Origin of the sequence: Bradyrhizobium frederickii (assembly GCF_004570865.1) — a bacterium.
In the GTDB taxonomy this organism is placed as follows: domain Bacteria; phylum Pseudomonadota; class Alphaproteobacteria; order Rhizobiales; family Xanthobacteraceae; genus Bradyrhizobium; species Bradyrhizobium frederickii.
On sequence record NZ_SPQS01000020.1, the window covers coordinates 121280 to 141860 of the forward strand.

Genomic DNA, 20581 nt, shown 5'->3' on the forward strand with positions numbered 1-20581 from the left:
GCGGGACGGCTTCTTCTGAGGATCAGATCTTGATCAGTCGGGCTGGTTGAGCGAGGCGACCGGGGTCCGCTTCGGCCCGCCGCGATGATTGTCGCTGCGGCTCAGCATTTCCTTGAGATAAGTGACATTGGCCGCGGCCTGATCCGGCGGCAGATCCGCCTTCACGATGGTCTCGGCCTCCGCGAAGCGGCCCTGGAGACCGACGACGAGGCCGAGATTTTGCCGTACCCGGCTGCTGGCGCGCGGCGAGGCGTGGGCTTGCCGCAACGCCTCTTCGGCCTTGGGCAGATCCTTCGACAGCATGTAGGACAGGCCGAGATTGGAAAGCACGCCAGGATCACCCGGCGCGATCTTGAGCGCGCTCGTATAATAGGAGCGCGCCTCCTCGTGACGGCCCATCTGGTCCAGCGCGGTGCCCTGCACCGAGAGCAGGCGCCAGTCCGGATTATCAGGCGAATGCGCCTTCGACAGGACGTCGTAGGCCTGCTGGAAATTGCCGTTGTCGGCGAGCGCGCGGCCATACTGCGCGAGCAGCGCCTTGTTGCCGGGATTGGCGATGGTCGCCTGCTCGAGCACGGCGGCGGCCTGGGCGCGTTGGCCGTTGGCGCGCAAGGCCTGGCCATAGGCCAGCGCCGCCTCGGCATCCCTGGGATTGGCCCGGTAGCGCTCGCCATAGACCTCGACGGCGCGCGCGGGATCGGTGGGAGCCGCTTCTGCCCGTGGTCCGCCGACCGAGCCCGTCACGTCGGAGAGTTTCGACATGCCCGTGCAGCCGCCGAGGCCCATGGCGACCGCCGCGACCAGCGAGGTGGACGCAAGAAGCCGGGCGAGACTGAACCGTTGACGCATGACGCCTTGACTCTCGAGCCGATTGATCGAGCTGAACGCGCCAGCAATAGGCTGTTAACCCTAACGGCCGGTTAACGCCGCTTCCCGGCCCGCACCTCTCACGGCGACGTCTGCGGCGGCGTCTCCGCCGAGGTCGAGATCGGGGCCGAGCACCCTCATCTGCCCGTTAGATGCCTCAGCATTGCCGCCTCAATATTCGATCGCGAGCCGCTTGCGGATTTCGTCGATGCGCTTGTCGAGCGCATCGAAGCGCGCGTGGACCGAGCGGTCGTGGAGATAGAAGACGTAACCGCCGGCAAGGAGCGCGAAGATCCAGTGGTGGTGCTCGACATAGCCAAAGATCGCCTCGACGGCATGGCCGATGAACGTGACCACGCTCCACACAAATTCCATTGCATGTCCTCCCGGCGCGTTTGTCGTCGGCCGCCTGATCTCCAGCCCTGGCGACCATTGCCGGAACCTAGCATGGCCCCCTTGCCGCGAGTAGCGGCTCGCCGAAGCGGTGGCAGCAAAGCCGATTGCAGCCGCGGCGAAACTCTGCGAAGTCTCGTCCGTTCGCATGACCCGTTTGATCCGACGATCCGGACCCGCCAATGCCTGCTGTCTTCGAGACGTCATCCACCGCCATCCCGATCACGTTCGTCACAAAATCGAGCTGGGATCAGGTCGCCGAGGCGCTGCCGCCGGCGCAGCGCCAGTTCGCCACTTCATGCGCCTTTGCTGCCAAGCCCGGTGGTTATCTCGCGCTGCCCGCGCCCGATGGCGCGATCGCCCAGGTGCTGTTCGGCCTGGACGACGACACTGCACGATCGCGCGACCTGTTCCGGCCCGGCGCCCTGCCCGGCCTGCTGCCGCCGGGTACTTATCGCTTTGCCAATGCGCCGCACGATATACGGCTGGCGGCGCTCGCTTTCGCGCTCGGCACCTACCGCTTCGCGCGCTACCGCAAGGCTGACAGGCCCGAGGTCCGGCTGGTGCCGCCTGATGGCGTCGATCCTGCCGAGATCGAGCGGATCGCCAATGCGGCGATGCTGGCGCGCGACCTCATCAACACGCCCTCCAACGACATGGGGCCGGAAGAGCTCGCGGCCGCCGCGCAAGACCTCGCCGCGGAGTTCGGCGCAAGCTTTTCCTGCACCATCGGCGAGGAGCTGGAGAAGCACTTCCCGCTGATCCACGCCGTCGGCATGGCGTCGAGCCGCGCGCCTCGGCTGATCGACATCGGTTGGGGCGATCCCGATCATCCCAAGGTGACGCTGGTCGGCAAGGGCGTCTGCTTCGACACCGGCGGGCTCGACCTGAAACCGTCGAGTGGCATGCTGATCATGAAGAAGGACATGGGCGGCGCTGCCAACGTGCTGGCGCTGGCGCGCATGGTGATGGACGCGAAGCTGAAGGTGCGCCTGCGCGTGCTGATTCCGGCGGTGGAGAACGCCGTCGCCGGCAATGCCTTCCGCCCGCTCGACATCTTCACCTCGCGCAAGGGCATCACCGTCGAGATCGGCAACACCGACGCGGAAGGACGCCTGGTGCTCGCCGATGCGCTGGCGCTGGCCGACGAGGAGAAGCCCGACCTGCTGATCGACCTGGGCACGCTGACCGGCGCGGCGCGCGTCGCGCTGGGACCGGATCTGCCGCCCTTCTACACCAATGATGAGACCCTTGCCGCCGACCTTGCGCGTTGCGCGGTGAAGGAGAACGATCCGTTGTGGCGCATGCCGCTGTGGCCTCCTTACGACAAATGGCTGGACTCCAAGACGGCCACGATCACCAACGCGCCCTCCGGCGGTTTTGCCGGCTCGATCACCTGCGCGCTCTTCCTGCAGCGCTTCGTCGAGCACGCCGGGAGCTGGCTGCATGTCGACATCTACGGCTGGACGCCGTCGGCCAAGCCCGCACGCCCCGAAGGCGGCGAGTGCCAGGCCGCGCGCGCCATCTACACCTTGCTGAGCGAGCGCTATGCATGATCCGCGAATAACACCGGCGCGCGGCGACCTTGCCGCGAAATATCTCGAAGGCAAGGTGCAGGCGGATCGCTTCGTCGAGGGCCGGGAGTTCGAGGTGGTCGAGCCGGTCGCGCCGGTGCGCGAGCAACCGTCCTCGAGCGCAATGCTGATGACGGAGGCCCTGCGCGGCGAACGCGTCACGGTCTACGACCGCAACGGCGAGGGTTGGGCGTGGGGCCAGCTCAACGGCGATGGCTATGTCGGCTGGCTGCCGGATGCGGCGCTCGTGACGCCGTCGGCCGCCCCGACTCACGTGGTCAGCGCATTGCGGACGTTTGCCTTCCCCGGCCCGTCGATCAAGCTGCCGCCGGCCGAGACGCTCGTGATGGGATCCAGGCTCGCCGTGGCGCGCGAGGACGGCAGCTTCGCCGTGACGCACGACGGCAGATATCTGCCGAAAACGCATCTCGCTCCGCTCGATCATCGCGAACCGGACTTCGTCGCAATCGCCGAGCGCTTCGTCGGCACGCCCTATCTCTGGGGCGGCAAGAGCAGTCTTGGCATCGATTGCTCCGGCCTCGTCCAGGTCTCGCTGACGGCAGCAGGGATCGGCTGCCCGCGCGACAGCGACATGCAGCTGGCCGGTCTCGGCCGCGCACTGGAGCCGCATGAGCAAAGCAGCTTGCAGCGCGGCGATCTGATCTTCTGGAAGGGCCACGTCGCGATCGTCCGCGACGGCAGCACCATGGTTCACGCCAACGCGTATCATATGGCGACCGAGATCGAGCCGATCGAGCCGGCCATTGCGCGGATCAAGGCGGCCGGCAGCGAGGTCGCTGCGATCAAGCGGCTCTGACGGGGCTTACGTCTCCACCGAGCCGTTCCCCGCCGTCTCGAGCCGGAACGCCGCCGCGAACAGCGCACGCGTATAATCGCTCTTCGGATGCTTGAACAGCTCGGCGGCCTGGCCCTCTTCGACCACCTTGCCGCCGCGCATCACGATCAAATGGCTCGCGAGCGAGGCGACGACGCGTAAGTCGTGCGAGATGAACATGTAGGTGAGCTCGCGCTTGCGCTGCAGCTCGCGCAACAGATCGACCATCTGCGCCTGGAACAGCATGTCGAGCGCGCTGGTCGGCTCGTCCAGCACGACGAAGTCCGGCTCCAGCACCGCCGCGCGCGCGATGCTGATGCGCTGGCGCTGGCCGCCGGAGAATTCGTGGGGATAGCGGAAGCGGGTATCGGGCTTCAGCCCGACGTCTTCCAGCGCCTTGACGACGCGTTCCTCGCGTTCCTCGCGCGACAGCTTCGGCTGATGCACGGTGAGGCCTTCGGCGATGATATCGGCGATCGACATGCGCGGTGAGAGCGAGCCGAACGGGTCCTGGAACACGATCTGCATGTCGCGCCGGAACGGGCGCATCTCCTTGAAGCGCAGGCCCTGGATATCCTTGCCCAGGAACACGATGCGTCCGTTCGAGGAGATCAGGCGCAACAGTGCCAGCCCCAGCGTAGTCTTGCCCGAGCCGGATTCACCGACCACACCGAGCGTCTCGCCCTTGCGCACGGCGAGGCTGACCCCGTCGACCGCCTTGATGTGGCCGACCGTCTTGCGCATCAGGCCGCGCTTGATCGGAAACCACACTTTCAGATCGTTGGCCGACATCACCACCGGCGCGTCCGGCTGCGGCGGCGCCGGATCCGGCTTCGGCTCCGCCGCGAGCAGGTCGCGCGTATAGGGATGCTTCGGCGTCCTGAAGACCTGCTCGACCGGTCCCTGCTCGACGATCTCGCCGCTCTTCATGACACAGACGGTGTCGGCGATGCGGCGCACGATGCCGAGATCGTGGGTGATGAAGAGCAGGCTCATGCCGAGCCGCGAGCGGATCTCGGCGAGCAGCGCCAGGATCTGCGCCTGCACGGTGACGTCGAGCGCCGTGGTCGGCTCGTCCGCGATCAACAGATCCGGCTCGTTGGCGAGCGCCATCGCGATCATCACGCGCTGGCGCTGACCGCCGGAAAGCTGATGCGGATAGCTCCTCAGCCGCGTCTCGGGCTCGGGAATGCCGACCTGCGTCAGCAGTTCCAGCGTCCGTCTGCGCACCTCGGCATTGCCGGTCGGATTGTGCAGCTGGATGATCTCGCCGATCTGCGCCTCGATCGTGTGCAGCGGATTGAGCGAGGTCATCGGCTCCTGGAAGATGATGGAGATATCGCTGCCTCTGATCTCCCGCATCTTCTGCTCGGAGCGGTCGATCAGCTCCTGCCCCTTGAAGCGGATGCTGCCCGAGGGGTGTGAGGCGTTCGGATAGGGCAGCAGCTTGAGGATCGAGAGCGCGCTGACCGACTTGCCGGAGCCGGATTCGCCGACCAGCGCCAGGCATTCGCCGCGCTTGATCTGGAACGAGACCTTGTCGACCGCGAGCGTGGTGGCGCCGCCCTGGTGGAAAGCCACCGAGAGGTCGCGGACGGCAAGCAGGGGCTGGTTGATCGCGTCCATGACCTTACCTGAACGTCTTGCGCGGATCGAAGGCGTCGCGGACCGCTTCGCCGATGAAGATCAGCAGCGACAGCATGATCGCGACCGAGAAGAAGCCGGAGAAGCCGAGCCAGGGCGCCTGCACGTTGGATTTGGCCTGCGACAGCAATTCGCCCAGCGAAGGCGATCCCGGCGGCAGGCCGAAGCCCAGGAAATCGAGCGCCGTCAACGTCATCACCGAGCTCGACACGATGAAGGGCAGGAACGTCATGGTCGCCACCATCGCATTCGGCAGCAAATGGCGGAACATGATGACCGGGTTGGAGACGCCGAGCGCCCGCGCCGCCTGGATGTATTCGAAGTTGCGCCCGCGCAGGAATTCGGCCCGCACGAGACCGACCAGCGAGACCCAGGAGAACAGCAGCAGGATACCGAGCAGCACGAAGAAGCCGGGCACGAGCACCGAGGACAGGATCAGGAGAAGATAGAGCGAAGGAATCGCCGTCCAGATCTCGATGAAGCGCTGGAAGATCAAATCGACCCGACCGCCGAAATAGCCCTGCACCGCGCCCGCGGCGATGCCGATGACGGACGAGATGATGGTGAGGCAAAGGCCGAACAGCACCGAGATGCGGAAGCCGTAGATCAGCCGCGCGACGACGTCGCGGCCCTGATCGTCCGTGCCGAGCCAGTTGTATTCGAGGTCGCGGCAGCTCCTCAGCCCCTTCTTCTCAACCACCGGCTGGCACTGCTTTTCGGTCAGCATCCAGGTCGGCGGCGACGGCGCCGGCGTCGGCAGGTCGAGATTGTGGGTGTCGTAGGAATAGCGGATCAGCGGCCAGACGATGCTGCCGTTCTTGTCCTTGATCAGCTTCTGCAGGTACGGATCGCGATAGTCGGCCGCCGTCTCGAAATCGCCGCCGAAGGTGGTTTCGGAATAGGTCACGAAAGCGGGCCAATAGAGACGGCCGTCGAACTTGATCAGGAAGGGGCGGTCGTTGGCGATCAGCTCGGCGAACAGCGAGACCACGAACAGGGCGATGAAGATCCAGAACGACCAGTAGCCGCGGCGGTTGGCCTTGAAGTTCTGCCAGCGCCGCCTGTTGAGCGGCGAAGGCGCGAACGGCTTGCGCGTGATCGGAACGACCTCGCCGAGCGGGGACTGGGTCGTGGTCTCGATCGGCGTCGGCGCAGCAATCGTCATCAGACCTCCCGCGCCTCGAAATCGATCCGGGGGTCGATCCACATATAGGTCAGGTCGGAGACCAGGTTGATCACAAGGCCGACCAGCGAAAAGATGTAAAGCGTGCCGAACACCACGGGATAGTCGCGGTTGAGCACGCTCTCGAAGCTGAGCAGCCCCAGCCCGTCCAGCGAGAAGATGGTCTCGATCAGGAGCGAGCCCGAAAAGAAGGCGTGGATGAAGGTACCGGGGAAACCCGCGATCACGATCAGCATCGCGTTGCGGAAGACATGTCCGTAAAGCACCCGGCCCTCGCTACAGCCCTTGGCGCGCGCGGTCATGACGTATTGCTTGCGGATTTCGTCCAGGAACGAGTTCTTGGTCAGGAACGTCATGGTGGTGAACGCACCCAATCCCATGGCGATCAGCGGCAGCGTCAGATGCCAGAAATAATCGATGATCTTCCAGTACCAGGGAAACTGCGACCAGCCGTCCGAGGTCAGTCCGCGCAGCGGGAACCAGTTGAAGAAGGAGCCGCCGGCAAACAGGATGATGAGGAGGATCGCGAACAGAAAGCCGGGAATCGCATAGCCCAGCACGAGAATGGTCGACGTCCAGGTGTCGAAGCGCGTGCCGTCCTTCACCGCCTTGCGGATGCCGAGCGGGATCGAGATCAGATAGGTGATCAGTGTCAGCCAGATCCCCAGCGAGATCGAGACCGGCAGCTTTTCCTTGATGAGCTGCAGCACGCTGACGTCGCGGAAATAGCTCTTGCCGAAATCGAAGCGGGCGAAATTCCAAACCATCAGCGCGAAACGCTCCGGTGCCGGCTTGTCGAAGCCGAACTGTGCCTCGAGCTTCTTGATGAAATCAGGGTCGAGGCCCTGCGCGCCGCGGTATTTCGAGTTGATGGCATCGCCGCCGGCCCCGACCTGCCCCGGCGCGCGCTGTGCAAAGTCACTGCCGCCCGAAATGCGCGAGGTGCCGCCGGTATCGGCCCCCGAGAGTTGTGCGATCACGCGCTCGACCGGGCCGCCCGGCGCGAACTGCACGACGACGAAGGACACGAAGAGGATTCCGAGCAGGGTCGGAATCATCAGGAGGATACGGCGGGCGATATAGGCGCTCATGATTATTTCGCCTGCTCGAGCTTGGCGGCCTTGGCGGGTTCATACCACCAGATGTCGGGCGCGCCGACGCCATTGGCGTAACGCGGCAGCCTCGGTGGATGACCGAACTGGTCCCAATAGGCCAGCCGGTGCGTCTTGTTGTACCATTGCGGCACCCAATAGCGGCCGGCGCGGAACAGGCGATCGAATGCGCGGCAGGCGAAGGTCAGTTCCTCGCGGCTGTCGGCCGCCATGATCTTCTCGATCATGGCGTCGATGGCCGGGTTGGCGATGCCCGCGAGATTGTACGAGCCCTTGGTGTTCGCGACCTGCGAGGAGAAGAACGAGCGCATGGCGTCGCCCGGCGTCGCCGACATGCTGAAGCGCTGGATCGTCATGTCGAAGTCGAAGTCATCCTGGCGCGCCCTGTGCTGCACCGGATCGACGACGCGCACATTCGCTTCGATACCGAGCGTCGCGAGATTCTTGATGTAGGGCGCATGATGCGGCTGGAAGGAGGGCTCATCCAGCAGGAACTCGATTCTGAAGACTTCACCGTTCGGCAGGACGCGCTTGCCGTCCTTGATTGGCACGCCGGCTTCGGTCAGCAATTGCTGGGCCCTGCGCAACAAGCTGCGGTCTTGTCCGGAGCCGTCCGTGACCGGAGGCGTGAACGGAGCGGTGAAGACGTCGTCAGGAACCTGACCGCGGAATGGCTCGAGCAGCTTCAGCTCTTCCGGCGAAGGCGGCGCATTGCCCGCCATGAGGTCCGAGTTCTGGAACGGCGACACCGTACGGGCATAGGCGCCGTACATGATGGTCTTGTTGGTCCATTCGAAATCGAAGGCATCGATCAGGGCCTCGCGCACGCGCGGGTCTTTGAACTTGTCGCGCCGGGTATTGATGAACCAGCCTTGCGCACCGGAGGGCGTGTCGTCGGGCACGACCTCCATCTTGACACGACCGTCCTTGACGGCCGGGAAATCATAGCGCGTCGCCCAGATGCGCGAGGTGAATTCCTCTCGGTAGAGATAGTTCTTGCCGGTGAAACCCTCGAAGGCGACGTCGCGGTCGCGGTAGAATTCATAGCGCACGACGTCGAAATTGTAGCTGCCGCGGCAGGGCGGCAGATCGGCCGCCCACCAGTCCTTGACCCGCTCGAACTCGATGTAGCGATTGACCTCGAACCGGCCGACCTTGTACGGACCGGAGCCGAGCGGAATATCCAGCGTCGATTCATCGAACGCCCGCGACGTGTAATACGCTTTCGAAAAGATCGGCAGTCCGGCGACATAGAGCGGCACGTCGCGCGCGCGTCCCTTGGCAAAGGTGACGACGAGCGTCGCATCATCGATCGCTTCCACGCTCACCACGTCGCGCATCTGCACGGTGATCAGCGGGTGGCCCTTGGCCTTCAGCGTCGTCAGCGAGAACGCCGCGTCGTGCGCGGTGAGCTTGGTGCCGTCGTGGAATTTTGCCTCCGGCCGTATCGTGAAGCGATAGACCAGCCTGTCCGGCGATATCTGCACGGATTTGGCGGCAAGCCCGTACATCGCGTCCGGTTCGTCGTTCGCGCGGACCATCAGCGGCGAAAACGTCATGTCCATGCCTTGCGCGCCATCGCCCTTGAGAATGAAGGAGTTGAGCGAGTTGAAGGTCTGGTAGGACTGGTTGTGCGATTTTGTTGACGGGATGAGCGAGAACGTACCGCCCTTCGGCGCATCGACGTTGACGTAGTCGAAATGGTGGAAGTCGGCGGGATATTTGAGATCGCCGAAGGCCGAGATGCCGTGAGTTTCGACCCCGGCTTCCGATGCATGCGCGCCACGGATCGGCCGCGCACCCAGCGACACCCCGAGGGCGCCGCCGACACCAATTGTCAGCACATGGCGGCGTGACATCTGCGTCATGCGGGAAATATCCTTCACGACTTCTTTGCGATCCGTGCCGCCTTGTCTGCGTCGTACCACCAGATGAACGGGAAGCCGGACTGGCCGTATTGCGGCAATTCCGCCGGTCGGCCAAAGCGGTCCCAGCGCGCGGTGCGCACCTTGGTATAGGTCCACTGCGGCACGACGTAGTGATTCCACAGCAGCACGCGGTCGAGCGCCTTGGTCGCGGCGACGAGATCGTCGCGATCGGTGGCGTAGATGACCCGTTCGATCAGCTTGTCGATCGCGGGATTCTTGATGCCGGCGATGTTGCGCGACCCCGGGATATCAGCCGACTTGGATGACCAGAACTCGCGCTGCTCGTTGCCCGGCGACTGCGACTCGCCCCAGGAGTTGGTGACGATGTCGAAATCCCACTCGCGCGTCCGGTTCTCGTACTGGGTCGGATCGACGGTGCGCACGCTGACGGCGATGCCGAGCCGCTCCAGGGAGGGCTTATAGAACAGCGTGATCCGCTCGAAGCTCGGATCCGAGTTCAGCAATTCGAGGGTGAACTGGGCGCCGGTCTTGACGTCGACCAGCTTGCGGTCGCGCACCTCGTAGCCGGCCTCCTTGAACAGGCGCAGCGCCTCGCGCAGATTGTCGCGCACGGCTTCCGGATTGCCGCCGACCGGATTGGTGTAGGCCGTGGTGAAGACTTCGGGCGGGACCTGGGCGCGGACGGTTTCGAGGATATCGAGCTCCTTGCCCTGCGGCACGCCGGTTGCCATGAGCTCGTCGATACCATCGAAATAGCTGCTGACGCGCTTGTACTGGCCGAAGAATATCTGCTTGTTCATCTCCTCGAAGTCGAACGCGTAGTTGAGCGCACGCCGCACGCGCGGATCGCTGAACTTGGCGCGGCGCAGGTTCGGCACGAAGGCCTGCATCACGCCCGAGCTGCGATTGGCGAATTCTTCGAGGATCACGCGCTTTTCGGTCACGGCCGGGAAGTCGTAGGCGGTCGCCCAATTCTTCGCGCTGTTCTCGGTGCGCCAATCGACCTGGTCGGCCTTGAAAGCCTCGATCGCCACGGTGGCGTCGCGGAAATATTCGTAGCGCAGCTCGTCGAAATTGTTGCGGCCGACATTGGCAGGCAGGTCGCGGCCCCAGTACTCCTTGACCCGCTCCAGCGCGATCGACCGTCCTGCAACGAAGTCCTTGACCCTGTAGGGACCGGAGCCGAGCGGCACTTCGAGCGTGGTCGCCGAAACATCCCGCTTGCGGCCCTGCGCGTCCGTCCCCTCCCACCAATGCTTCGGCAGGACCGTGAGCTGACCCACGATCTGCGGCAGCTCGCGGTTGCCCGGCGCATCGAATACGAATTTCACCTCGCGTTCGCCAACCTTCTCAGCCCGGACCACATGGCTGTAATAGGCCGAGTACATCGGGTGGTGCTTCTTGAAGGAATCGAGCGAGAAGATCACGTCATCGGCGGTGACTGGCTTGCCGTCGTGCCATTTGGCCTCCGGCCGCAGGCGGTAGGTGACGAAGGAGAAATCATCGGGATGGCTGACGGCCTCGGCCAGCGCGCCGTACTCGGTCGAGACCTCGTCGAGCGAAGCCGTCATCAGGGATTCGTAGATGAATGCGACCGCGCCTGCGACCTGCCCCTTCACGCCCGACACGACGATGTTGAAATTGTCGAAGGTGCCGACGGCAATCTGGCGGGCGACGCCGCCCTTGGGCGCTTCCGGATTGACGTAGTCGAAGCGCTTGAAGTCGGCGGGGTACTTCACCTTTCCGAACAGGGATAGCGCATGGCGCCAGGGTAGCTCACCGGCGGATTGCGCCTGCGCTGAGCCGATAGCGGCAACGCCCGCCACGGAACCGAGGACGGGAAGCGCTGCGGCCGCAGTGCCGGTGAGCAGGAGATCGCGTCGGGTAATGGCCAAATCAACATCCCTGTCTTGAAGGAGGCTACTCCTTTAAGTTCCCAATATAGGCGAGGTTTCGACCGAATATGTTGCTTTTTCCTCATCTTGAAAGGCCGGACGGCCTGTCAGATGCGGCCAAACGCCCCGATAAATTCACCGGGAGGCCCGGATACGAAAACGGCCAGGCTTCTCAGCCTGGCCGCCTATTCCAAGACAGGTTGTTGAGGCCTTACTTCACTTCGACGCGGTCGGCAGCGGCTGCGGATGCTCCGACAGCGAATTCAGATAGGCGATGACATCGGCGCGCTCGGAATCCTTGGGAATACCGGCGAAGCCCATCGCGGTGCCCGGGATAAAGCCCTTCGGATTGGCGATGAACTTGTTGAGATCGTCGAAGGTCCAGGTGCCGCCCTTGGCCTTGATGGCGGCCGAGAAATTGAAGCCGCCGCGGCCCTCGCCTCGCTTCTCGCCGACGACGCCGTAGAGGTTCGGACCGACGCGATTCGGGCCGCCTTTCTCGAAAGTGTGACAGGCGCCGCACTTCTTGGCGGCCGCCGCGCCCTTCTCGACGGAGGCGGTCTGGAGCAGCTTTTCGATCGGCTCTGAGGAGGCAGCAGCAGCGGCGCCGCCTTCCTTGCCGTGGCCGGCGTCTTCTTTCACGGCGATCTCGAAGCCCGGCTTTTCCGGCATCTTGGGCGAAAACAGCGCATTCGCGGTGAAGCTCGTCACCAGCAGAAGGAGACAGGTGCCGAGCACGGCACCGAGAATTTTATTGAGTTCGAAAGAGTCCATTTCCGGCTAGGCCCCACACCGCAAGAAGGATCGAGCGGCCGGGCGGCCGCCAGGACGAGCCTCGGGAGAATCAACCGTTCCCTATCGTTTCCCCGAGTTTTGCCATTGAGATATCGGTTTGCCCGGGGTCTGGCAACCCGTATAAGCGAGCCGGCTTCAGGCCCGTCCCCACTCCCTTTCTCGGCGCGAAAAACGCCCCGTTTCCAGGCCCTTGACCCCAAGAACTTGAACCCATGATCGACCCTCGCATCCTGGTGCTGATCCCGGCCCGTATGGCCGCCACCCGCCTGCCCGGCAAGCCGCTCGCCGATATCGCGGGCCTGCCGATGATCGTCCACGTGCTGCGCCGCGCCGAGGCCGCCGCCATCGGCCGGGTCGCGGTTGCAACCGACACGCCGGAGATCGCCTCGGTCGTCACCGCCCATGGCGGCGAAGCCGTTATGACCCGCCCCGACCACCCATCCGGCTCCGACCGCATCCACGAAGCCATGCGGAAACTCGACCCCGAGGGCAAGGCCGAGATCGTGGTCAATCTCCAGGGGGATTTCCCAACCATCACGATCGACAACATCCGCGAGGTGCTGCCTCCCCTGCAAGACCCGGCCGTGGACATCGCGACCCTGGCCTCGCAGATTCACACCGAGGAAGAGGACCTCGCGCCGAGCGTGGTGAAGGCGATCGGAACCTCGCTTGGCGGCAGGCGGATGCGCGCGCTTTATTTTACCCGCGCGACCGCCCCTTACGGCGACGGACCGCGTTACCACCATATCGGGCTCTATGCCTACCGCCGCGCCGCGCTGGAGCGCTACGTCTCGCTTCCGCCGTCTCCGCTGGAATTGCAGGAGAAGCTCGAGCAGCTCCGCGCGCTGGAGGCCGGAATGCGCATCGACTTCACCATCGTGGATACAGTGCCCCGCGGAGTTGACACGCCGGCGGACCTGGAAACCGCCCGCAGCATCCTTTCCAAATCCTGAGCCGCTGTTACAAGGCCGATCATGAGCAAGATGAAGATCGCATTCCAGGGCGAACCCGGAGCCAATTCCCACATCGCCATCGTCGAGGCCTATCCCGAGGCCGAGCCGATGCCCTGCGCTACCTTCGAGGACGCCCTGTCGGCGATCTCGTCGGGCGAGGCCGATCTCGGCATGATCCCGATCGAGAATTCGGTGGCGGGCCGCGTCGCCGACATCCATCACCTCCTGCCGGCCTCCGGTCTCTTCATCATCGGCGAGTGGTTTCTCCCCGTTCGGCATCAGCTGATGGCGGTGAAGGGGACCAGGCTCGAAGACATCAGGAGCGTCGAGAGCCATGTGCATGCGCTCGGCCAGTGCCGCCGCATCATCCGCAAGCTCGGCATCAAGCCGATCGTGCACGCCGATACCGCCGGCAGCGCCCGCGACATCTCGGAACGCAAGGACAAGACCGTCGCGGCGATCGCCTCGCGCCTCGCCGCAAAGATCTATGGCCTCGACATACTCGCCGATGACATCGAGGACGAGGCTCACAACACCACGCGCTTCGTGGTGCTGGCACGCGAGCCGAGATGGGCCGCGCAGGGCTCCGGCCCGCTGGTCACGACGTTTGTTTTCCGGGTGCGCAATTTACCGGCCGCGCTCTACAAGGCGCTCGGCGGCTTTGCCACCAACGGCGTCAACATGACCAAGCTCGAAAGCTACATGATCGACGGCAATTTCTTCGCCACGCAGTTCTACGCCGACGTCGACGGCCACCCCGAGGACAAGGGCCTCGCTTTCGCCATCGAGGAGCTGAAATTCTTCTCGCGCGAATTCCGCATCGTGGGCGTATATCCGGGACATCCGTTCCGCGCGACGTTCAGCGAATCGCAGCAGGGTTAGTCTCGTGTCCCGGACGCGCGAAGCGCGAGCCGGGACCCAGGGCTGCAATACCCATAGGCGCGATGGGCCCCGGCTCAGCAGCGCACCGCCGAAGAGGCGCTGCGCTGCGTCAGGGGCACGAGAGCGGGTTACGCGACTTCTCTCTTCACCAACCCGAACGCCTCCGCCAGCAGCGAATAGGACTTCTTCCGCGCCTCGTGATCGTACACGGCGGTGATGACCATCAGTTCGTCCGGCTTGCTCGCGTCGATCAACGGCTGCAGCTTCCTCTGCACGGTCGCGGGGCTGCCGACGAACAGGCGGGAACGGTTGCGCAGGATCGAGGTGCGCTCGGCGTCGGAGTAGGGATAGGCCAGCGCCTCCTCCACGCTCGGCAACGGCAGATATTGGCCGCGGTCGCGGCGCAGCCGGTTGAGGTCGAACGAGCTGGCGAGCCGTTCGGCCTCCGCATCGGTATCGGCCGCGATGACGGCAACCGCGAGGATCGCATGCGGGTCCGCACGCCAGGCCGAGGGCTGGAAGCGGTTGCGGTAATGCACCATCGCATCGATCGCATCGTGGGACGCGAAGTGATGGGCGAAGGCGAAGCCCATGCCGATCTGCGCGGCCAGCTCCGAGGAATAATCGCTGGAGCCGAGCAGCCAGATCGGCGGCAGGGCCGTGTCGTCGGGCATGGCGACGACGTTGTTGTAGGGGTGTCCCGCAGGGAATTCGCGGGTCTGCCACAGAATCAACTCGTGCAGCCGCTCCAGGAAATCGTCGCCCTCGCGCCGATCGAGCCGGCTGCGCAGCGCGTAGGCCGTCGCACCGTCGGTGCCGGGCGCGCGACCGAGGCCAAGGTCAATGCGGCCGGGAAACAGCGCCTCCAGCATCTTGAAGCGCTCGGCCACCACCAGCGGGGCGTGGTTGGGCAGCATCACCCCGCCGGAGCCGACGCGGATGTGCTGCGTCACCGCTGCGATCTGGCCGATCATGACGTCGGGCGCAGGACTCGCGACGGAGGCAAGGTTGTGGTGCTCGGCGAGCCAATAGCGGACATAGCCGAGCCCATCGACATGGCGTGCCAGATCGATGCTGTTGCGCAGCGCCGCGGCGGGCTTGGTACCGGTGGTGACGACGGAGAGGTCGAGAACTGAGAGCGGGATCATGGTGCCTTAACCTAACGAAGGGCCGTGCGGCGGCAATGGCAGGCTGCGCAGGTCAGAGGGTACGGAGGGACGGGTCGTCGTGGAAAACGACGGTTGGGACAAATTACATCCGTAACATGCAAACTTCATCCTGCCCACCAACGAAACTGACCCTTGAGAAGGCGCCTGAATCAAATAACTCAATTATATTACAATATGTTATTCCAATTCATCCACCTTCCCACAACAAGGCCATTCAGCATCAAATTTCACGATATCCGCGCATTAGTGGGCTACTTCCCATCATCGATGGGCTGTCGACCAGACCGCCTTTGCCTTATCTTAGGCACTCCCAAGCTAGACCCCACGGCCGGCGGAAATTGGAGTGAGTGGTGCCATGACTGACGTAACGACGCCTGCGACAGCCGACGGGCACCTGAAGCAGCCTGCGATCTCGTTCGAGTTCTTTCCGCCCAAGACCGAGGAGATGGAGCGCAATCTCTGGGACACCATCAACCGGCTCGCCCCGCTGGAGCCGAAATTCGTCTCGGTGACCTACGGCGCCGGCGGCTCGACCCGCGAGCGCACCCATTCCACCATCGCCCGCATCCTCAAGGAGACCGCGCTGCTGCCCGCGGCGCATCTGACCTGCGTCGGCGCCTCGCGCGGCGAGATCGACGAGATCGTCGACCGCTATCACGAGGTCGGCGTCCGCCACATCGTGGCCTTGCGCGGCGATCCCGTCGGCGGCATCGGCACGCCATATGCGAGCCATCCCGACGGCTACCAGAACTCGGCCGACCTCGTCGCCGGAATCAAGAAGCGGCACGGCGACATCGAAGTCAGCGTGTCGGCCTATCCCGAGAAGCACCCCGAGGCGCGCGACTTCGACGCCGACATCGACACGCTGAAGGCCAAGGTCGATGCCGGGGCGACGCGCGCGATCACCCAGGTGTTCTTCGACAACGACCTCTACTTCCGCTATCGCGACCGCGTCCGCGCCCGCGGCATCAACATTCCGATCGTGCCGGGCATCATGCCCATGCACAATTTCAAGCAGGCCCGCAATTTCGTCACCCGCGCCGGCACCACGGTGCCGGACTGGTTCGCCGCGAAATTCGAGGGCCTCGACGAGGACGCCGAGACCCGCAAGCTGGTGGCCGCGACGGTGGCAGCCGGCCAGGTGCAGAAGCTCGCCAAGCACGGCGTCGACACCTTCCATTTCTACACCATGAACCGCGCCGATCTCGTGTTCGCGATCAGCCATTTGCTCGGCATCCGGGCCAAGAGCGTCCAGAAGGCTGCGTGAGAGAAGATGACCGTTCCCGTTTCCGCCAAGCGAACCGCCCTTCTCAACGCCGCGCGCGAGCGCATCCTGGTGCTCGACGGCGCCATGGGCACGATGATCCAGAATCTGCAGCTCGACGAGAAAGCCTTCCGCGGCGAGCGCTTCAAGAATTTTCACCGCGACCTGCGCGGTAACAACGACCTCTTGATCCTGACCCAGCCGCAGGCGATCGAGGACATCCACGCCGCATACTTGCGCGCCGGCGCCGACATCGTCGCGACCAATACCTTCTCCACCACCTCGATCGCGCAAGCCGATTACGACCTCACCGACATCGTCTACGAGATGGCGCGCGAAGGCGCCCGCCTCGCCGGCAACGCCGCACGGCGCGTCGCGGCCGAGGACGGCAAGCCGCGCTTCGTCGCGGGCGCCATCGGCCCGACCAACCGCACCGCCTCGATCTCGCCTGACGTTTCCAATCCCGGCTACCGCGCCGTCACCTTCGACGATTTGCGCAAATCCTATGGCGAGCAGATCCGCGGCATGCTCGACGGCGGCGTCGACCTCCTGCTGGTCGAGACCATCTTCGACACGCTGAACGCCAAGGCGGCGCTCTATGCCATCGCCGAGATCACCGAGGCGCGCGGCATCGACATGCCCGTGATGGTGTCGGGCACCATCACCGACAAGTCCGGCCGCCTGCTTTCGGGCCAGATGCCGGAGGCGTTCTGGAATTCGGTGCGGCACGCCAAGCCCGTCACCATCGGCTTCAACTGCGCGCTCGGCGCCGAAGATTTGCGCGCGCATATCGCGGACATCGGCCGCGTCGCCGATACGCTGGTCTGCGCCTATCCGAACGCCGGCCTGCCCAACGAGTTCGGCCAATATGACGAGAGCCCGGACTACATGGCGCGGCTGATCGGCGAGTTCGCCCGCGACGGCCTCGTCAACATCGTCGGCGGCTGCTGCGGCACGACGCCGGATCATATCGCGGCAATTGCGGCGGCCGTCGCCCCGCACAAGCCGCGGATCGTGCCCGAGATCGAACCGCGCCTGCGGCTGTCCGGCCTCGAGCCTTTCGTGCTGACGGACGCCATTCCCTTCGTCAATGTCGGCGAGCGCACCAACGTCACGGGATCGGCCCGCTTCCGCAAGCTGATCACCGCCGGCGACTACACCGCCGCGCTCCAGGTCGCGCGCGACCAGGTCGAAAACGGCGCCCAGATCATCGACGTCAACATGGACGAGGGGCTTCTGGACTCGGAAGCCGCGATGGTGACCTTCCTCAACCTCGTCGCCGCCGAGCCCGACATCGCCCGCGTCCCCGTGATGGTCGATTCCTCGAAATTCTCGGTGATCGAGGCCGGCCTGAAATGCGTGCAGGGCAAGCCGGTCGTCAACTCGATCTCGATGAAGGAGGGCGAGGAGAAGTTCATTCACGAAGCCAGGATCGCCCGTCGCCATGGCGCGGCCGTCGTGGTGATGGCGTTCGACGAGGTCGGCCAGGCCGACACGTTCGCGCGCAAGACCGAGATCTGCAAGCGCGCCTACGACATCCTGGTGAACAAGGTCGGCTTCCCGCCTGAGGACATCATCTTCGATCCGAACGTCTTCGCGATCGCGACCGGCATCGAGGAGCACAACAATTACGGCGTCGACTTCATCGAGGCGACGCGCTGGATCCGGCAGAACCTGCCGGGCGCGCATATCTCGGGCGGCGTCTCGAATCTCTCGTTCTCGTTCCGCGGCAACGAGCCGGTGCGCGAGGCCATGCACTCGGTGTTCCTGTATCACGCCATCAAGGCCGGCATGGACATGGGCATCGTCAATGCCGGGCAGATGATCGTCTATGACGACATCGATCCGGAGCTGCGCCAGACCTGCGAGGACGTCGTCCTCAACCGCGATCCGGGCGCGTCCGAGCGCCTGCTGGCGCTGGCCGAGAAATTCCGCGGCAAGAAGACGGAAAGCAAGGAGGCCGATCTCGCCTGGCGCGAATGGCCGGTGGAGAAGCGGCTGTCGCATTCGCTGGTGCACGGCATCACCGAATTCATCGAGCAGGACACCGAGGAAGCCCGCAAGAAGTCCTCGCGCCCGCTCGACGTGATCGAGGGGCCGCTGATGGCCGGCATGAACGTGGTCGGCGACCTCTTCGGCGACGGCAAGATGTTCCTGCCACAGGTCGTCAAGTCCGCGCGCGTGATGAAGCAGGCGGTGGCCTGGCTGATGCCGTTCATGGAGGAAGAGAAGGCCCGCAACCTCGCCAACGGTATCGGCACCGAGGGCTCCTCGTCCGCCGGCAAGATCGTGCTCGCGACCGTCAAGGGCGACGTCCACGACATCGGCAAGAACATCGTCGGCATCGTGCTCCAGTGCAACAATTTCGAGGTCATCGACCTCGGCGTGATGGTGCCCGCCGCCAGGATCGTCGAGACCGTGAAGGCCGAGAAGGCCGACATCGTCGGCCTCTCCGGCCTGATCACGCCCTCGCTCGACGAGATGGCGTTCTTCGCCAGCGAATTGCAGCGCGAAGGCCTCAAGCTGCCGCTCCTGATCGGCGGCGCCACCACCAGCCGCGTGCACACGGCGGTCAAGATCGACCCGAGCTATCGCGCAGGTCCGGTGGTCCATGTCAACGATGCCAGCCGCGCGGTCGGCGTCGCCTCCTCGCTGATCTCGCCCGAGAAGCGCGAGGCCTATGCCGCCGAGGTGCGCGCTGAATACGCAAAGATCTCGGAAGCACATCTGCGCGCGCAGGCCGACAAGAAGCGCCTGAAGCTGGCTGACGCCCGCGCCAACCGCGTGCCGGTTGATTTCGCTGCGAACAAGCCGGTGAAGCCGACGTTCCTCGGCATCCGCAGCTTCGACGAATACGATCTCGCCGAGCTCGTGCCTTACATCGACTGGACGCCGTTCTTCCAGACCTGGGAGCTCGCGGGACGCTTCCCCGCCATTCTCGACGATGCCAAGGTCGGCGAGGTCGCGCGCTCGCTCTATGACGACGCGCGCAAGATGCTCGACACCATCGTCAAGGAAAAATGGTTCCGGGCGCGCGCGACGATCGGCTTCTGGCCGGCGAACGCCGAAGGCGACGACATCGCGCTCTATGCCGACGAGAGCCGGACCAAGAAGATCGCGACGCTGCACACGCTGCGCCAGCAGCTCGAGAAGCGCGAGGGCCGTTTCAACGCCGCCCTCGCGGACTTCGTCGCGCCCGCGGGCGTGCCCGACTATGTCGGCGGCTTCGTGGTCACCGCCGGGATCGGCGAGGATGCGGTCGCCGACCGCTTCAAGATGGCGAACGACGATTATTCCTCGATCCTGTGCAAGGCGCTGGCCGACCGCCTCGCCGAGGCCTTCGCCGAGCGCATGCATGCCCGCGTGCGCCGCGAGTTCTGGGCTTATGCACCTAGCGAAGCGCTCTCGCCCGACGATCTGATCCTCGAGAAGTACCAGGGCATCCGCCCCGCGCCCGGCTATCCCGCGCAGCCCGACCACACCGAGAAGGCGACGCTGTTCGAGCTGCTCGACGCCGAGAACACGGCGGGCGTGAAGCTGACCGAGAGCTTTGCGATGTGGCCGGGCTCCAGCGTGTCCGGGCTCTATTTCGCAAATCCCGCGAGCTATTATTTCGGCGTCGGCAAGATCGAGCGCGACCAGGTCGAGGATTACGCCGCGCGCAAGGGCATGAGCGTGGCGGAGACCGAGCGCTGGCTCGCGCCGGTGCTGAACTACATCCCGTCGCAGCAGAGCGCGAGCGACAAGACTTTTGCGGCGACGCCCGCGAATGACGAGGCCCCCAAGGACCTTGCCTCGCACCCGCCGGGCTGCACCTGCGCGGTGCATCTGGTCTGGCAGAAGAAGCGCGCGGGCGCGGTGTAGTCGCGCCTCAAAACAAAAATTGCGAAAACAACCCCATGCACAGTAGCGATGGGGTTGAAATGCTTGAGAAATTTCGGCCTTGCCGAAGCGAGTTGCCGGCGTCGGGCAAAACAGCGGCAATATTCCATCGTCGGCTGCTGCGGCCGTTGCACGCTCCGGCCTTGATTGCCTTCGCCTGCAGCCCCCACGAGCGAAGCGAGGTGCGGGACCGGTCTATCGCATTCGAGAGCTTCTCCCTGCGGCCATCCTTCGAGACGCCGCG

15 protein-coding genes are annotated in these 20581 nt (G+C 64.7%); 6 read left to right on the forward strand and 9 right to left on the reverse strand.

Annotated features, from left to right (window positions below):
- Positions 1 to 33 precede the first annotated feature (33 nt).
- Together E4K64_RS29460 and E4K64_RS29465 are read right to left on the reverse strand one after the other, a co-directional pair.
- Positions 34 to 849 carry a tetratricopeptide repeat protein gene (locus E4K64_RS29460; protein WP_135166608.1) on the reverse strand — a complete coding sequence of 272 codons (816 nt, stop codon included), beginning with the start codon at positions 847 to 849 and terminating at the stop codon, positions 34 to 36.
- Positions 850 to 1038: 189 nt separating this feature from the next.
- Complete coding sequence (locus E4K64_RS29465; RefSeq protein ID WP_135166609.1) at positions 1039 to 1242, reverse strand: hypothetical protein; 204 nt, start codon at positions 1240 to 1242, stop codon at positions 1039 to 1041.
- 200 nt (positions 1243 to 1442) lie between these two features.
- On the opposite strand from E4K64_RS29465, the gene E4K64_RS29470 reads away from it, so the two are divergent.
- Complete coding sequence (locus E4K64_RS29470) at positions 1443 to 2816, forward strand: leucyl aminopeptidase family protein (protein ID WP_135166610.1); 1374 nt, start codon at positions 1443 to 1445, stop codon at positions 2814 to 2816.
- Positions 2809 to 3651 carry a C40 family peptidase gene (locus tag E4K64_RS29475; RefSeq protein WP_135166611.1) on the forward strand — a complete coding sequence of 281 codons (843 nt, stop codon included), beginning with the start codon at positions 2809 to 2811 and terminating at the stop codon, positions 3649 to 3651. Before E4K64_RS29470 ends, E4K64_RS29475 begins: the two co-directional genes overlap by 8 nt.
- A 6-nt stretch (positions 3652 to 3657) precedes the next feature.
- Here the strand turns inward: E4K64_RS29475 and E4K64_RS29480 are convergent, their stop codons facing one another.
- From E4K64_RS29480 to E4K64_RS29505, 6 genes are all read right to left on the reverse strand, one after another.
- A complete protein-coding gene (locus E4K64_RS29480) occupies positions 3658 to 5295 on the reverse strand; it encodes an ABC transporter ATP-binding protein (RefSeq protein ID WP_167772324.1) in 1638 nt (545 codons plus the stop codon).
- 4 nt (positions 5296 to 5299) lie between these two features.
- Positions 5300 to 6478 carry an ABC transporter permease gene (locus tag E4K64_RS29485; RefSeq protein WP_135166612.1) on the reverse strand — a complete coding sequence of 393 codons (1179 nt, stop codon included), beginning with the start codon at positions 6476 to 6478 and terminating at the stop codon, positions 5300 to 5302.
- Entirely contained in the window at positions 6478 to 7587 is a 1110-nt protein-coding gene (locus E4K64_RS29490) for a microcin C ABC transporter permease YejB (RefSeq protein WP_135166613.1), read from the reverse strand. Before E4K64_RS29490 ends, E4K64_RS29485 begins: the two co-directional genes overlap by 1 nt.
- A 2-nt stretch (positions 7588 to 7589) precedes the next feature.
- Entirely contained in the window at positions 7590 to 9476 is a 1887-nt protein-coding gene (locus tag E4K64_RS29495; protein WP_135166614.1) for an extracellular solute-binding protein, read from the reverse strand.
- A gap of 14 nt (positions 9477 to 9490) precedes the next feature.
- A complete protein-coding gene (locus E4K64_RS29500; protein WP_135166615.1) occupies positions 9491 to 11392 on the reverse strand; it encodes an extracellular solute-binding protein in 1902 nt (633 codons plus the stop codon).
- Between the two features lie 216 nt (positions 11393 to 11608).
- Positions 11609 to 12166: a c-type cytochrome gene (locus tag E4K64_RS29505; RefSeq protein ID WP_135166616.1), complete on the reverse strand. Its 558-nt coding sequence runs from the start codon at positions 12164 to 12166 to the stop codon at positions 11609 to 11611.
- A gap of 233 nt (positions 12167 to 12399) precedes the next feature.
- Here E4K64_RS29505 and E4K64_RS29510 point away from each other — a divergent pair, with 233 nt between their 5' ends.
- Together E4K64_RS29510 and E4K64_RS29515 are read left to right on the forward strand one after the other, a co-directional pair.
- Positions 12400 to 13140 (forward strand): 3-deoxy-manno-octulosonate cytidylyltransferase, encoded by a 741-nt coding sequence (locus tag E4K64_RS29510; RefSeq protein WP_135166617.1) that lies wholly within the window; start codon positions 12400 to 12402, stop codon positions 13138 to 13140.
- Positions 13141 to 13161: 21 nt separating this feature from the next.
- Positions 13162 to 14022 carry a prephenate dehydratase gene (locus E4K64_RS29515; protein WP_126259711.1) on the forward strand — a complete coding sequence of 287 codons (861 nt, stop codon included), beginning with the start codon at positions 13162 to 13164 and terminating at the stop codon, positions 14020 to 14022.
- Between the two features lie 128 nt (positions 14023 to 14150).
- Here the strand turns inward: E4K64_RS29515 and E4K64_RS29520 are convergent, their stop codons facing one another.
- Positions 14151 to 15170, reverse strand: coding sequence for an LLM class flavin-dependent oxidoreductase (locus E4K64_RS29520; protein WP_135166618.1), 1020 nt, complete (start codon positions 15168 to 15170; stop codon positions 14151 to 14153).
- Positions 15171 to 15546: 376 nt separating this feature from the next.
- On the opposite strand from E4K64_RS29520, the gene metF reads away from it, so the two are divergent.
- Complete coding sequence (metF, locus tag E4K64_RS29525; protein ID WP_167772325.1) at positions 15547 to 16458, forward strand: methylenetetrahydrofolate reductase [NAD(P)H]; 912 nt, start codon at positions 15547 to 15549, stop codon at positions 16456 to 16458.
- A 6-nt stretch (positions 16459 to 16464) separates the two neighbouring features.
- Positions 16465 to 20319 (forward strand): methionine synthase, encoded by a 3855-nt coding sequence (gene metH / locus E4K64_RS29530; RefSeq protein WP_135166620.1) that lies wholly within the window; start codon positions 16465 to 16467, stop codon positions 20317 to 20319.
- Positions 20320 to 20581: the final 262 nt, after the last annotated feature.